This is a genomic window from Candidatus Omnitrophota bacterium (assembly GCA_040755155.1).
Classification (GTDB): Bacteria; Hinthialibacterota; Hinthialibacteria; order Hinthialibacterales; family Hinthialibacteraceae; genus JBFMBP01.
On sequence record JBFMBP010000053.1, the window covers coordinates 1 to 14,586 of the forward strand.

The window sequence follows — 14,586 nt, forward strand, 5'->3', positions numbered from 1 at the left end:
CGCTTAGACCCTTGCGCGATTGCACCATCGTTATCGCCGCCGTCAGCGTCGTCTTCCCGTGGTCCACGTGCCCGATCGTTCCCACGTTCACGTGCGGCTTCGTCCGTTCGAATTTCTGCTTCGCCATATCGATCCCTTTCTGTCGGATAAAGAATCCAAGCCCACGACCGGGATTGAACCGGTGACCTCATCCTTACCAAGGATGCGCTCTACCGTCTGAGCTACGTGGGCGTAAAGAGGAAGAATTAGCATGTAATAATAGGTACGCCCTGCAGGACTGTCAAGGAATAATAAAGGAAATTAAAAGGGTTTCTTTCCTTTCCTCATATACTTTTCCGCCGTTCGGGAATATCTCTTTTGGGCGTTAATGCGGCTTCTTTTCCAATTCCTTGATTAGTTTATAGATTCCTTCGCGGATGAGAGGGATGCGGGGCGCGATTTCGTATTCGAGAATATCTGAGAGTTCCAAAAAGCGCTGCTCTTGCACTAGGTCGGATATTTCGTCGAGATATTTATGCATTTCTTCGTTGATCTCCAGAAATGAGCGGTTATCCACCATAATCTCATGGAAATCCAAACCCGTGACGGTTACGGCGTTTTGCAGACCTTTGTACAGTTCCGCCCAAGTAGTAGTAACGTTCTCCAATAGGCGCATTCCCTCTTGTTCGTTGCGAGACTGGATTTTCGAGGAGGTTTCCACCAGGGCTTCCTGGATATGGTTCATATATCCGGCGATATCGTACAATACTTTATGCGCCAGTTTGCGCGGCTCTTCGGAAATAAGCCGAAGGTCTTCGCAATCGGCGACGGTGCGCTTCTCGATGGAGGGATCGTCCCATCCTCCCATCATTCGGCCATTTACGTAAATCTCGCTAATGACGCGATTGCGCGTTTGCAGTTCTTTGGAAATTCTTTCGATGACCTCGCTCAATTGGGCGCTGTCCGTTTCCACAACTTCGACCGGTATTTTATCCACTAGAAGTTTCATGAACTCGGCTCTTCCAGAAAAATAAGAGTAGACGATTTTTATCCCGCCTCTTATTAACGCTAAAATTGCCGATAAAAACAAGAGGACTCGCCCCCTTTGAGTCTCTTCGGCTGTTGACGGGCTATAGGAAGAGGAATTAAATGCGGTGGCGGCTTATAGGATTGGCGCAATTCAACTCACAGCGTCGAAAAGGAACGCCGTATATCCGAATTGCAATTTGTCGAGGAGAATCCGATTATTGAAAATGATGAAAATCGATCCCGATCGAATCGGCCGGATTCTCCTAATCCGTTTATCCGCCTTAGGCGATTGCCTCGCGGCGATTCCCGTTTTTATGGCTTTGCGCAAACGATTTCCCCAAGCGCATCTTGCTTGGGCCGTTCAGGATAACTTCGCTCCTTTGATCGAAAACCTGCCTGGCCTTGATGAACTCATCATTTTCCCTCGCCAGCATTGGCGGCGGACGCCGGTTATCCCTAAAATCAAGGAAGCGGCGCGCCTCGCCCGCCATTTGCGCCTGCGCCGCTTCCATGCCGTCGTGGATGTGCAATCTAATATGAAAAGCGCCAGCTTGGCGTTTCTCTCCCGCGCCCCCATCCGCATCGGCCATGGCCGGGAAGAAGCGAAGGAACTGAGCTCCTGGCTCAATAACGTTCTGGTTTCACCCTTGCCGGAAATGAGTCATATCGTTCGCCGCAATCTCCATCTCTTAAGCGTATTGGGCGTAGAGTCCTGTGAACCGGAATTTCTATTGCCCCCTGATCCCCTAAGTGAACGCCGCGTCCGCCATTGGCTTCGGGAGCGGGATATTGCGGAAGGAAATTACTTTCTGATAACGCCCTTTTGCGGACATCCCGCCAAAGAATGGCCGCCGCGTTATTTTACGCAGCTGGCGGAGGCGATCGTCCAGGTGGGCGGCAAAGTGGTTTTTCTTTGCGGTCCGAGCTTAGAAAAAAGGACGCTAGCTTTGATCCCCTCTTCCTGCGCCGGTTCCGTATTTTTAGGACCGCGAACATCAATCCCCGAAATGGTCGAACTGATCCGTTTTTCGCGCTTGACGATCGGCGGCGATACGGGACCAGTCCAAATCGCTGGAGCGCTCGGCGTTGCGACGCTCGCTCTTTTCGGTCCTACGTCCCCGGAACGCTCGCATCCGTGGGGCGACGCCCGCGTTGTCCGTTTGGAGGCGAACCCTTCCGCCGTGTTGAAAAAAATAGAAGATTGCATATGATCGCGCTGAGAGGAATCTTGCCGGCGCCGGTAATGAATCTCTGGACTGGCGTTACGTCGGACGCCGTCCGGTAGTTTTAAGAGAAATAAATCCCTTTACGATTTACTGAAAATCCATCGGCTTCTATACTATGATAAATTACGAAAATGGCGGTTCGATTTTTTTAGCGATATGCGAAAATTATCTTTTGTTAAACCCTTCATGACGCTTTACGTTGCGTTAGTCGTCGTCATTCCTTTCAGCGAAGCGCTCCGTTCTCTATGCCATCTTTGGATTTCTTCGGAATACGAATCCATGGAATTGGCGGATTCGCCCTTGCTCTTCGCCGCTCGCCTGGAAGCAGACTTGGAACCGGATCATTATAAAGAGATCGGCGATCGGATTCAGGCGATCGATGGAATAGCGAGCGCTCAATTCGAAGAAGCTCCGATCCCGGAATGGGACGGCGAACCGGAGGATAAAGAACAATGGGAATCCATGTGGAAAGCCAGTCTTACTCCGATCCTTTACGCTACTTCCGAGCTGGTTTTGAATGAACCTGGCCGGATCGAAGAGATCGCCGGCCAGATCGGAAAAGTAAGCGGCGTGCAGGAAGTGCAATGGGATTCGGAAGGGATTTTTTCCCTCTCCGAAAAGACGAAGCGGTTGGAGCGGCTGCGAAGTTTCTTCAACGGTTTCTTCTTTATTTATATCGTCGCCGTTATTGCCGGGTTGTTGGCGGGATTCCCTCTGCCTTTGCGCCGTCAATACGCCATCCGGTTCGGAGCAGGCGGCGCCGGATCGCAAGTGAATCCCGAAGGAATATGGCTTCGCTCCGTGATATTGCATGTTTTAACGTCTACGGCGGGTTATGCCGTCGTTTTTTCTTTGTCGTATTTGTTCTTTCCCCTGAAAGTTCAGGCGCAAGGGGTTCCGGATTTCACGTCCTTACTCCTTCAGGGCGCCATAGCAACAGGTGGATTGACGGGCGCCATCGTCTTGATCGGCTGGTGGTTGAAGGCGGATGATATGGATATGGCGGCGCCGCCGATTCCGCCTGTTGCGCCATGAGGCCGCCTATGCGCTGCATCCCATTTGTTTTTGCAGTTTTTCTAGGATTCCTTCCTATCGTCCCGGCGCTGGCGCAAACGCCCAAAACCCACGATGACGCCCAGGCGCTCCGCAAACGGCTCGAAGAAGAGCGGCTGAAAATCCGAAGCCTCGAACAGAAAAAACGGACGCTGGAACAGACGATCGATTCGGAAAAACAAAGCCTGAAACGATATGACCGAATCTTGAGGGATTATCAATACAATTTAAAGGAAGCGCAAAAAGTCATCGACGCCGCCGATTCCGAGGTCCAGCAAATTACGGAACGCAGTCAAACTTGGGAATCCTTCTACCGGAAATGCGTCCGCGCCGCGTCCTCGCATTCTTTCCTATTAACGGCGGAGCCGTTTTCCCGCCGCCTCCAAAGAAATGCGATTCAGGAGGCGGGGGAAGATATCGCCCGCGCTCTTTTCCGAAATGTTCAAACCGAACAGCCGCGCTTGCAAGAACTGTTAACCGTCATTCAAGACAAAAGAGAATTGCAGGAACGCATTCTTAACCGTTATATGCCCGTCGATCTCTCTGCGAAAGAGACCAAGGAACAAAGGATCGGCGAGAAAGTAGAGGAAGCGGAAAAAACGAATTCCGACTACCAGGAACGCTTGCTCTCCATCGAGGAACTACAACGTCAACTGACGGCGTGGGAAGACCGCATCGCCGAAATCAATCGCAAGAGGATGTTGGAAGAGAAAAAAAAGCGGGAGGAACAAGCGCATCTCCTTGCTGAGCGGAAAAAACGGGAAGAACAGCAGCGGCTTTTGGCGCAACAACCGGCGAAGGTGAATCCCCAAAATCCCGCCGAAAAGAAAATATCGGCTCCCAAAGAAAACGCGCCGCCTCCTGAATCTTCCCCCGCCGTCTCCAGTGGACGGCCATTCTCTCAGCAACAAGGGAATCTTCCTTGGCCCGCCAAGGGCGCGGTGATTCGTCCTTTCGGGGAATACGCCTATCCCCAATCCAATATCACGATGAAAAGCCCCGGCATCGATGTCCGCGTCCAGGCGGGAACTCCCATCAAAGCCGTGGCGGAAGGCGAGGTTCTTTACGCGGGAGACATTCCCGGCTTCGGTCAAACGGTCATCCTCGCTCATGAAGGAAATTATCTGACGGTTTACGGGCGCGTTGCCGAAACTGTCTCGGTCAATCAATCCGTCAGCGCCGGACAGGTCATCGGAAAAGCGATGGGAATGGAAAACCAAACGGACTATCATTTTGAAATCCGCCAAGGCAAGACAGCTTTGAATCCCCTTCAATGGTTAAGTAGATAAGGATTTCGAAACGAGCATTGATTCCGCTCGTTTTCACGGTCATCATATAAAGGTCCCCCAAAGGGGCTGAACTGCGCCTTCATCTTATAAACTCATGTTGCGCAAGAAGGCCATTTTCCTGTGAATTTGCTGTTTTCCCAATCCCTCTCCAAGATGGGGAGAGGTTAGGTGAGGGCTGATAAGAATAAACTTAGCTTCCCTCACCCTGACCCTCTTCCATAGGGCGAGGGAAAGGAACTACGTAATATGAGTTATAAATATTGATTTCGAATATCGATGCGCCCGTCCGGCGATCATCCAAAAGGAGTTCCTTCATGTCCGCTCCGGGAAACAAGCCTTTCGTTCTTTTATTTGCGCTACTCCTCTTGATCTTCCTTTCTCTCGGCATCGGCGTTCAGCGAAGCGTGCTGGCCCTGGACGATATCGATGAAGAGTTGAAGCAGTTGGAAATCATTATCGACATTATGGGCATGATTCAAAAAGACTACGTCAATCCGGAGAAGACCAAAACCCAAGACCTTATCAACGGCGCTATCCACGGCATGGTCTCCAAACTCGACCGCTACAGCGTCTATATGGAAAAAGACGAAGCCAAGGAATTCAACGATCAGACGCAAGGCTCCTTTGGCGGATTGGGCATTCAATTCGACATCGTCGATGGATGGTTGACCGTCATCGCCCCCTTGCCGGGAACCCCGGCGGATAAAGCCGGCGTTATGAGCGGAGACCGGATTGTGGAGATCGAAGGCGAAAACACCCGCAACATCAACATCGATCAGGTTACGAAAAAATTGAAAGGCGAACCGGGAACAACGGTCCATATCGTCATAGCCCGCCGGGGCGAGTCCAAGTTGATCGAAAAAACCATAACGCGCGAAATTATTAATACCAACGCCGTGGAAAAAGAAGAAAAACGCATGTTGGACGGTTCCATTGGCTACATTCGGCTGCGCGATTTCACTCGCGACGCCGCCGAAGAAGTGGAAAGCGCCATCCAGGAACTTCGGCTTCAGGGGATGAAAGGACTGATTTTCGACTTGCGTTATAACGGCGGCGGTTTGCTCAATGTCGCCGTCAAGACCAGCGATCTATTCATCGAGCCGGGTAAAGTGATCATGTCCCATAAAGACAACCGGGGCGTGGAAACGAAATACTACGCCGAGAAGAAGCCACTGGGCGATTTCCTCCTGGCGATATTGGTCAATGAGTATTCCGCCAGCGCTTCCGAGATCGTAGCAGGCTGCATTCAAGATCAAAAACGCGGCGTCATCGTTGGGCCTATCGGCCATAAAACATTGGGGAAAGGCTCCGTCCAAACGCTTTACGACCTGAAGCAAGGCGCTTCCCTTAAACTTACTACTGCCAAGTATTACACTCCTTCGGGACGTTCTATTGAAGACGACCAAGGTCTCACGCCCGATGTTTTCGTCCAAATCACCGACAATCAAAGGGATGCTGTCCGCAAAGCGGGGAAAATCGGCTATCTTACGCCCGAATTGGTTGGTCAAAAGCCGAAAGAAGAAGCGCCGCATAAAGTGAGCGTCGAAGAAGCTTTCCAGCCTCCAAAAGAAACCAATGGAGAAGAGTCGATCTACGATATAGAACTCTACACTGCCTATCAGTGCTTGAAAGGAGCGGAGGTGCTTCTTTCCCTCGGCGCCGCGCAGAATTAATAATAATGTTACGCAGCCAATACTTTCATGCCATCGGCGGGGTGGCCAAGGGGGGTGGCGGGGTGGAAAAAGGGGTGGTAAGGGCAAGGTTGTTTTTGCCCTTGAAAGATCAATCAAAGGCAGACTATGTCTTGCCTTTGCCACCCATCCAGATTCAGACATACAAACGAAAAGAATGCGTTTAACCATTGCGAATCCTCGGAATTGAAACATCCTGCGACGATACGGGCGTTGCGATAACATCCGATGGCGTAAGAGTAGAAAGCAATCTCGTCTCTTCCCAGATCGAAATCCATCGCCCTTACGGCGGCGTGGTTCCGGAAATTGCGTCCCGCGCCCATATAGAAAACCTCTATCCTCTCGTCTCCCGCGTTTTGCATGAATGCGCCATTTCTCTGCAAGATATTGATGCCGTCGCTGTTACCTACGGCCCCGGCCTCGCGGGCTGCCTGCTTGTCGGCGTCTCGTTCGCCAAGGCGCTCGCCTACGCTCTGAAAAAACCGCTGATCGGCATCCATCATCATGAAGCCCATGTTTATACGACGGTTTTGGATCAGCCGCAGGAGCGCCAGCCTCCCTTTCCCCATCTTTCTCTTCTCGTCTCCGGCGGGCATACGGCGCTCTATCGCATCGACGGCTGGTCGCAATTGACGTTATTGGGCGGAACCAAGGACGACGCCGCCGGAGAGGCTTTCGACAAGGCGGCCAAAGCGCTCGGCTTAGGGTATCCCGGCGGACCAGCGATTCAAAAACGGGCGGACGGCTTCCAAGGCGAACGCATCGATTTCCCCCGGCCTATGCTCCATCAAGGGTATGAGTTCTCCTTCAGCGGCTTGAAAACTTCCGTCGTGAATTACATTCGCAATCGCCCGCCGGACGAAAAGGAAACTACCCGCATCGCCGCTTCTTTTCAGGAGGCGGTCGTCAATGTTTTGGTAACAAAAACCCTGCGCGCCGCAGAAGAATTGGGCTTGAAGCATATTTCGCTCGTAGGCGGCGTATCCGCCAATCAACCCTTGCGCAGCGAACTCACCCGCCGGGCGCAGAAGCAGGGCTGCATCATCTATCTTCCCGACAAGCGTTTTTCCATGGATAACGGCGCAATGGTGGCGGGATTGGCCTATCATACTCTCCGCGAAGGTAAAACTTCTGGTCTCGCACTAAACGCCGCGCCGTAAATTTCTATTGTCCATTCGGCTAGATTATTAAACTCAATTAACTTGCTTTTGGAGTTGATCTTTGCCCGCGAATCGGAGGGATCGCAATAAGACGAATAAATCTTGCCTTTGCCACACCATTTATTTTCGGATTTGCGGGAAAAGATTCTATTGAGGCTCTTGCAAAATTAATAAAATCCGCTTTTAATTCTCCCCCCAAGTTTGGGGGGAGTTAGAGGGGGGTTGATTTATTAGACTTAAAACAACCCCCCTCCTGACCTCCCCCAGGCTTGGGGGAGGAATAATAGAGTTTTGCAAGAGGCTCTATTGATTTAATTTTTTCCTCATTCCTCATTCCTCACTCATCATTCATAGATACTTGACATTGTCAACTATTTCTATTATTCTTAATGGTATCCAAAGCAAATTGAGGTAGGCGAAACATGATTCATTTAACGGAAAAAGCGGCGTCGGAAATTAAAAGCCTGATCGAGGCGCAGAATCTTCCCCAGGAAACGGGCTTGCGATTCGGCGTTCGCGGCGGCGGATGTTCGGGTTTGGGCTATTCGCTCAACTTCGATCTCGAAGCCAAAGACAACGATATGACTTTCGACAGTTTCGGCGTGAAGATCGTGGTGGATACGAAAAGTTTTCTCTTTCTCAGCGGAACCACCTTGGATTATACCGATGGCGCGAACGGCGCTGGTTTCGTCTTTAAAAATCCCAATGAACAAGGATGCGGCTGCGGTTCTTCTTGCGGAGCGTAAGAAATACTCCTTTTGAAATCCGATGCGATTGGATTTCCCCTCTGTAGAGCGAACTCGCGGAACGCAAGACGGATGAGAGGTGAGGAATTCGATGGCCGATAGAAACGATCCCTCGCCGGTTGTTCGAAAACATAATCTATCGCGCCGCTTCATTCTTTTTGCGGCGGCGGTGAGCCATGCCGCCAGCGGCGAAGCCTTATCCCATAAGCTCGGCGTGAAGATCACAGACGCCCAGGCGGATGCGCTGCGTTTTCTGGCCTTGAACGACCATGTCTCCATTGGGGAAATATCTATGGGTTTGGGCCATACTATCTCCGGCGCCACCAAAGCCGTCAATCGCTTGGAAAAGAACGGCTGGGTCGAACGCTATCACCAAGGCGACGATCAACGAGCCGTCTTTGTCCGGTTGACGAAAGAAGGAAAAAAACTAGCTGATGGCCTCCTAACCGAAACGGAAAACAGGATGAACCGCATCCTTTGGAAACTGCGGCCCGAAACCGTCAAAGGTCTGGAAAGAGTTTTGGAAGAATTCCTCAAGGATTTCATCGACGACGAGCAAGTGGCCGCAAAACTATGCTCGGCGTGCGGATATGAAGGCGGCATCAATTGCTGCGAAACCGGCGTCGATTGCGTTGTTGCCCACAAAATCAAGTCTCTGGACGGCTCCGAATGCGGTTGATTGATGCCGATCTTTCAATGGATTGAATAGTAAAACGACGCGATCCGCAGTTCCTTACTCGCTGATTCGATTTATCAATATTGTCTTCCAAAATGAAAAATCCGCCTATTCTCCAACTCATTCTTCGTTTTTTTTCACCCTTCCGTAAATTTATGTAAAAAATATTTGCAGATTTTTATTCTCCCGCTCTTTTTTTTGAGTAAATTTCCTTGTAATATTTCTTGACACGGATACAAGTGGAATTATGGTTTTTCCTGAAGTGGTTGGGTAATCGCATTGATGTTGAGAGTTTGGCCGAACAAAGAAATCTTTTAGGGGATGATCGATTCTAATGACAAGAAAAAAAGTCAGTTTCAGCCAAATCGTCTATAAAAGTCCAAAAATGGAGCAGATTGTACGAACGGCTCAGCGCATCGCCAATTCGGACATGCTGGCGTTGATTACGGGAGAAAACGGAACCGGCAAGGAAACCTTAGCGCAAGCCATCCATTACGACAGCGACCGCGCGGCGAACCGCTTCGTTTCGGTCAATTGCGCCGCTTTGCCGGACGCTTTATTGGAAACCGAGCTGTTCGGACATGAAAAGGGAGCGTTCACCGGGGCGGTTTATTCCCGAAAAGGGAAATTCGAACAAGCCCAAGGCGGAACCCTTTTTCTCGATGAAATCGGCGATATGAGCCTGACTTCGCAAGCGAAACTGCTTCGCGTCCTGGAAGAGCGGGTCGCGGAAAGAATCGGCGGCGGAGAACCGGTTCCCTTGGATGTGCGTTTGATCGCGGCGGCGGATCAAAATCTTCATCGCCAGGTGAAAGAAGGTTCTTTCCGCCAGGATTTATACTATATCATCAAGGAAGTTCATCTCGACATTCCGCCGCTGCGGGAACGGAAAGAAGATATCCCTCTCTTAGTAGATTATTTTATCAAATTCTACAATAAGCAGTACCACAAAACCATTATGGGAATTTCCGACGCCGCCCTGCAATTTCTCATGCGGCACGATTGGCCGGGAAACGTCCGAGAATTGCATCACGTCGTCAAATGCGCAGTGTTGATGAACGATTCCCAGGAAACCATTTGGCTCGAACATATTCCCCTCGACATTCACCTCTCCGAGTCGGCCCGTTCCGCCGAGGAAAAAGCGGAAACCAAAGCCGACGAATTGCTGGAAATATTATCCCTGGACGAAGCGGAAAAACGCCATATTCTTCGCATTCTGGAATTTACGCGATTCAACAAAAGCCAGGCGGCGAATATCCTTAAAATATCCCGCCCGACGCTCGACCGGAAAATCGAGAAATATCAACTGCACAATATCAAAGTTCAGGAAAAAATTACCCGGACGAAATAAAAAATCGAAAAGAATAATTCTTCCCCCCCACAGGGGGATTCGCAGCCAAACTCGACTATTCTTCCAGTTTGAAACTTGACATCGATAAGCGCCCACGATACCTTTCGATAATAGGGAAGACGATGACCGGCAAACAACGGCCAATGACTGATCGTCCTTGGCGAATCTTGGCGGCGGGATGACCTCTTGCTTCCCAGACTCGTTATCGTGGAGTAGGATAGAATACGATAGCGAGGAGAATTTCAATGAATTCGAAAAACAAACGGTTTCTGTTGTTCGCCGCCGCTCTAGGAACGGCGCTGGTTTTATTTGAGGTTCCAGAGACGCAGGCCCAATATGGCGGATATAATCAAAACTATAATAATTACAACCAGTACGGCGGTTCGCAGTATGGCGGTTCGCCGTATGGCGGCTCTTCCTACGGCGGCTCCCGCTTCGGCGGCATGTCTGGCGGCATGACTGGCCGGAGCGGATTGTCCGGCCGATCCGGACGCACCAGCCAATACAATCAATATGGCAACCAGGGATATAATCAAGGGAATTATCAAGGCTCCAGCTCCCGCAGCGGGCGAAGTACCAGCCGCTCCCGCAACAGCGGTTATCAATCCTACGGCAATCTTCCCCAAAGCGCTCAAGGACAGCAGAATGTAACTCCAGGACAAACTCAACCCCAAAACCCGGCTTCTACGCGCCGCTCCGGCTTGAAAGGCGGAGCGGGCGCTCCTGGAGGCGATGCGGCTGGGGGTATTTCAGTACAGGGAACCGCCGGAGGGAATGCCGCCAACACTGCCCCCGGCGCTCCGGGAAGAGTCGGCGCTCCCGCTAGTAAACCCGCTAAGCAAGCAGAGATAAAAACGCGCCAATCCGCCGTTCTCTATCTCTCCACCCGCGATACTATCGTATTGGTCGACGAACCCATTCCCGTGGATGTCGTATTGGCCAATCCCAAAAAAAACACGTATAACAAAATTTCTTTTTCTTTAAAATATAATCCCAAAGAGCTTAAACCCGTTGCTGGAAAAGACAGCTTGGATCAATGGATTCCCGCCGCCTCGGTTTCTTATTCCTTAGATGATAGCGACAAGGTGGAAGCAAAAGCGGCGGCCCCCAATGCGGAGACGGTGAATACGAATGCCGCCCCCGCCGCTTCCGCCAAAACCGATAAGGCAACGCTGGAAGAAAAGAATGCCGCCGATGCGGCGCCTCCCGTAAAAACGCAAACTCCATTCATTATTCAAAAAAAGGCGGAAGTTTTTAAAGTCGTGGATAATACGGTGGATGACTTGAATGGGATTATCACTTTTTCCGCTGCGGTAACCGGCGATAACATCAACGAATCGGGAGTGGTGGCGCGAATCACTTTCCTGACGTTAGCCGAATCCTCCAGTTCCAGCCTGGAATTTCTTTACGAAGAACCGGGTAAGGAAGGGGAAGGCGACTTATTGACGGCGCTCTCCTCCGCAAAAGAGGATCGTCTTGGCGCCACAAGCAACCCCTACGATGGAACCATCAATCTGGATTTCCAGATCGTTTCGTCCTATGAAAAAGCCAAAAGCAAACCCATCGTCAAACGGGCGGACGAACGGGATTCGGAAACCTCCGAAGACATATATAATACCCGTCTTCGCTTAATCTCTCGTCAGGAAAACGTCGATGTCGGCGAACCGATTGATGTGGATATTTATCTGGATAACAAAGATAAGGCGCAAATCGACTCCGTCAGCCTTTTGATCGCCTACAATCCCCGTTGTCTCGAAGTCATCGATTCCGACGATTTCGCTTCCGGCGTTAATATTGACGATAAAGAATACAAAAAAGATTTTCCCTTCGATTTTCCCAAAATGAATACGGTCGACGCGGATAAAGGCATCGTCGATTATCGTAAGATGGGTTATAAAGTTCCTATACGCGGGGACGGCGTATTGGCGACGATTCATTTCAAGACGCTTCGGCCCACGAAGAAAACCACTTTGAGAGTGTTCTTGAACGAATCCGGCGAAGATCCAACTACGGGAATCTTTTACCGTTACAAGGATCGCTTGGGCGACCCTAAGGATCCTTTCGACGGCGTTACGACATGTTCGGTCTCCGTGCAAGCAACGGCGGCGTATATCAAAAAAGTGCGCCCCTCCGGCGATCGGGGATAAAAACCGAAACCCTTCCTTCTCGAGGCGAGTGTTGGTAGAATCGCGCCTGGCCGGATTGGGTTCGAATATCAAACGGAAAAAGGCGAGTATTCCATGGCGAAAAGTCCACAACTGGTTATCGATATTGGTCAGCAGCAGATCAAAATTCTTCAACTGAAAACCAGCGGCAAAGGGGGAGTCGGCGTCGTTAAGGCTGGCCGGTTGGCTTTGCCCGTTTCTCCCAACGCGGATCAGGACGAGTTCTATCTTCGAGTGGGGGAAACGCTGCCGATTTTGTTGCAGCAATTGGATATTAAAGAAAAACGCGCCATTGTATCCCTTCCCGGCCGCGCCGCCTTCACTCGCCGGTTGAAAGTGCCCGTTGTGCGCGGGCGTCAACTCGATCGCATTATCCGCTACGAAGCCCGGCAGCATATTCCCTTTCCCCTGGAACAGATCAATATGGATTACCAGGCGTCCAAGACGCCAGAGGACATTCTCGAAATGGATGTCAATCTGGTAGCCGTACGCCGCGAGTTTTCCGACGGTTATTCCAAAATCTTGAAAAAATGCGGCATCCGGTCGGATATTCTCGACGCCGCTCCGCTATGCATCTACAACGCCTATGCCTCCTCCCAACTTCGCAATCCGGAAGAAGTAACGGCGATTGTCTGCATCGGCGCATCCAGCATGGATATCGTGATCGAACAAAACGGTTCCATGCAGTTTATGCGCAGCGCTCCCACGGCGGGCGCCAGCTTGACGGCGCTTCTCGCCAAAAAGTTCGATATCTCCCTCGATGAAGCTGAACAATTTAAAACCAAGCCCGCCGCGGATTATCAGGACGACGGGAGGGGCATCACTCCGGAAAAAGTCTCTTCCACCCTGGAACAAGGATTTGAACGCATCGTTACCGAAATTCGTAAATCGTTCGATTTTTACGTCTCCCAAGCCGAATCCCATCCCGTCACCCGCATATTGGTCTGCGGCGGCACGGCGAAGATGGAAGGAACGGTGGAGTTCCTGGAAGATCGCCTTGGCGTTCCCGTCTCTTTCTTCGATGCCAGCTCAGTGGAAGGAGTAACCATTCCCGATGAATATCGATCGTTCCTGAAAAACGAACCGTGCCTCATCGGCATGGCCCTGCGGGCGGGCGGGAAATCCTTCAGCAATCTCAGTTTCTCCCCTTCCCATATCAAACAGCGGCTTGAACTGGAGCGCCGGGCGCCCATGCTTTCGTTGATGGCGCTGCTTTTGGTGGTTATGCTGGCCGGGGCGATTTATTTCCTCAATACCATGCTCAACACGCGCCGGCAAGCCCTGGCCCAAGCCAGCATGATCGTCAATCCTGGCATCACCGCCTCTTCCAATCTGAGGAAAGTCAGAGACGAACAGGATAATTACAACGAACGTTTTGAAAAAATCAATCAAGTCGCCGTAAAGCGGGGCAATTTAACCCGGATATTCCTCGAAGTGCAACGCTTGATTCCGGAATACGTCTGGCTGGAAAGCATCGAATTGACCAGCAGCAAAATGACGATCAAAGGACGAGCGCTCAACGACGAGAAAATTGCGGCGTATATTAAAAACCTCTATATGTCCCCGTTTTTCGACAACAACGCCGTGGTCTATAAAGAAGCGGATATTATCTCCGATCCCCTCAATCCCGCGCAAACCCAGATTCAATTCACGATCGATCTGATCCGGTTCAACAAGCCGTCGGAAGAAGAAATCTCCTTTGTGAACGACCTGCGCTCCCGAACTCAGGAAACGACGATCCTTCTCGTGAAATTCGAACGCGAGAAGCCCGACGACAATACTTCCCCCAGCACCGCTCTTCTCGGCGTCTTTGCGGAAGAAAGCGTCAAGGAGGAAATCAACCTGCTCAGTAAGGTTTTCGCTTCTTTGGTCGCTTCCAAAGACGAAACGGTCAAGATGATCGAAATTCGCTTTCACAATCGCGGAAACGAAGAAGTGCGCCGCATCCAGGTATCCCGCGAATCGATCGCCAAATTTAAGGATGGGCGTTTGAGCCAGGAAGATTTCGAGAAAGAATTCACTTTGATTACGCCTTCGCCAAGTCCCACGCCTTCGCCCACGCCCACGCCCGACCTGGAGGATGCCGGCGCCTCCGCCGGCATGTACGGCATGTACGGCATGATGGGCGGCATGATGGGCGGAGTCGGCGGTGGGGCGGCGGCGGCTCCGGCGGAAGCCCCCGCGGCGGGCGGAGTGGAATCCGTTTTGGACGGCGGATGAG

12 protein-coding genes and 1 tRNA gene are annotated in these 14,586 nt (G+C 51.2%); 10 read left to right on the forward strand and 3 right to left on the reverse strand.

The features are described 5' to 3' along the window. The 3 genes from AB1656_06260 to AB1656_06270 form a co-directional block, all read right to left on the reverse strand. The coding region (locus AB1656_06260) for a GTP-binding protein (GenBank protein ID MEW6234971.1) at positions 1 to 127 on the reverse strand (127 nt) is incomplete at its 3' end. 31 nt (positions 128 to 158) lie between these two features. Beyond that, positions 159 to 231 (reverse strand) — tRNA-Thr (locus AB1656_06265). 133 nt (positions 232 to 364) lie between these two features. Next, positions 365 to 988 (reverse strand): hypothetical protein, encoded by a 624-nt coding sequence (locus AB1656_06270; protein ID MEW6234972.1) that lies wholly within the window; start codon positions 986 to 988, stop codon positions 365 to 367. 244 nt (positions 989 to 1,232) lie between these two features. Here AB1656_06270 and AB1656_06275 point away from each other — a divergent pair, with 244 nt between their 5' ends. The 10 genes from AB1656_06275 to pilM all read left to right on the forward strand — a co-directional run bounded on the left by AB1656_06275 (position 1,233) and on the right by pilM (position 14,585). Further along, positions 1,233 to 2,219: a glycosyltransferase family 9 protein gene (locus tag AB1656_06275; GenBank protein ID MEW6234973.1), complete on the forward strand. Its 987-nt coding sequence runs from the start codon at positions 1,233 to 1,235 to the stop codon at positions 2,217 to 2,219. Between the two features lie 171 nt (positions 2,220 to 2,390). Then, the gene (locus AB1656_06280; protein MEW6234974.1) at positions 2,391 to 3,269 is read left to right on the forward strand and encodes a hypothetical protein; all 879 of its coding nucleotides are present in this window, start codon (positions 2,391 to 2,393) and stop codon (positions 3,267 to 3,269) included. A gap of 8 nt (positions 3,270 to 3,277) precedes the next feature. Continuing rightward, on the forward strand, positions 3,278 to 4,576 hold the full coding sequence (locus AB1656_06285) for a peptidoglycan DD-metalloendopeptidase family protein (GenBank protein MEW6234975.1): 1,299 nt from the start codon (positions 3,278 to 3,280) through the stop codon (positions 4,574 to 4,576). Positions 4,577 to 4,890: 314 nt separating this feature from the next. Continuing rightward, complete coding sequence (locus AB1656_06290; protein MEW6234976.1) at positions 4,891 to 6,249, forward strand: S41 family peptidase; 1,359 nt, start codon at positions 4,891 to 4,893, stop codon at positions 6,247 to 6,249. A gap of 188 nt (positions 6,250 to 6,437) precedes the next feature. Next, positions 6,438 to 7,427, forward strand: a complete 990-nt coding sequence (tsaD, locus tag AB1656_06295; GenBank protein ID MEW6234977.1) for a tRNA (adenosine(37)-N6)-threonylcarbamoyltransferase complex transferase subunit TsaD — start codon at positions 6,438 to 6,440, stop codon at positions 7,425 to 7,427. Between the two features lie 422 nt (positions 7,428 to 7,849). Further along, positions 7,850 to 8,173, forward strand: a complete 324-nt coding sequence (locus AB1656_06300) for an iron-sulfur cluster assembly accessory protein (protein ID MEW6234978.1) — start codon at positions 7,850 to 7,852, stop codon at positions 8,171 to 8,173. Positions 8,174 to 8,264: 91 nt separating this feature from the next. After that, complete coding sequence (locus AB1656_06305; GenBank protein ID MEW6234979.1) at positions 8,265 to 8,852, forward strand: MarR family transcriptional regulator; 588 nt, start codon at positions 8,265 to 8,267, stop codon at positions 8,850 to 8,852. 331 nt (positions 8,853 to 9,183) lie between these two features. Then, entirely contained in the window at positions 9,184 to 10,200 is a 1,017-nt protein-coding gene (locus tag AB1656_06310; GenBank protein ID MEW6234980.1) for a sigma-54 dependent transcriptional regulator, read from the forward strand. Between the two features lie 245 nt (positions 10,201 to 10,445). After that, positions 10,446 to 12,347, forward strand: a complete 1,902-nt coding sequence (locus AB1656_06315) for a cohesin domain-containing protein (protein MEW6234981.1) — start codon at positions 10,446 to 10,448, stop codon at positions 12,345 to 12,347. 93 nt (positions 12,348 to 12,440) lie between these two features. After that, positions 12,441 to 14,585 (forward strand): type IV pilus assembly protein PilM, encoded by a 2,145-nt coding sequence (pilM, locus tag AB1656_06320; protein MEW6234982.1) that lies wholly within the window; start codon positions 12,441 to 12,443, stop codon positions 14,583 to 14,585. The last annotated feature ends 1 nt before the right edge of the window (position 14,586 follow it).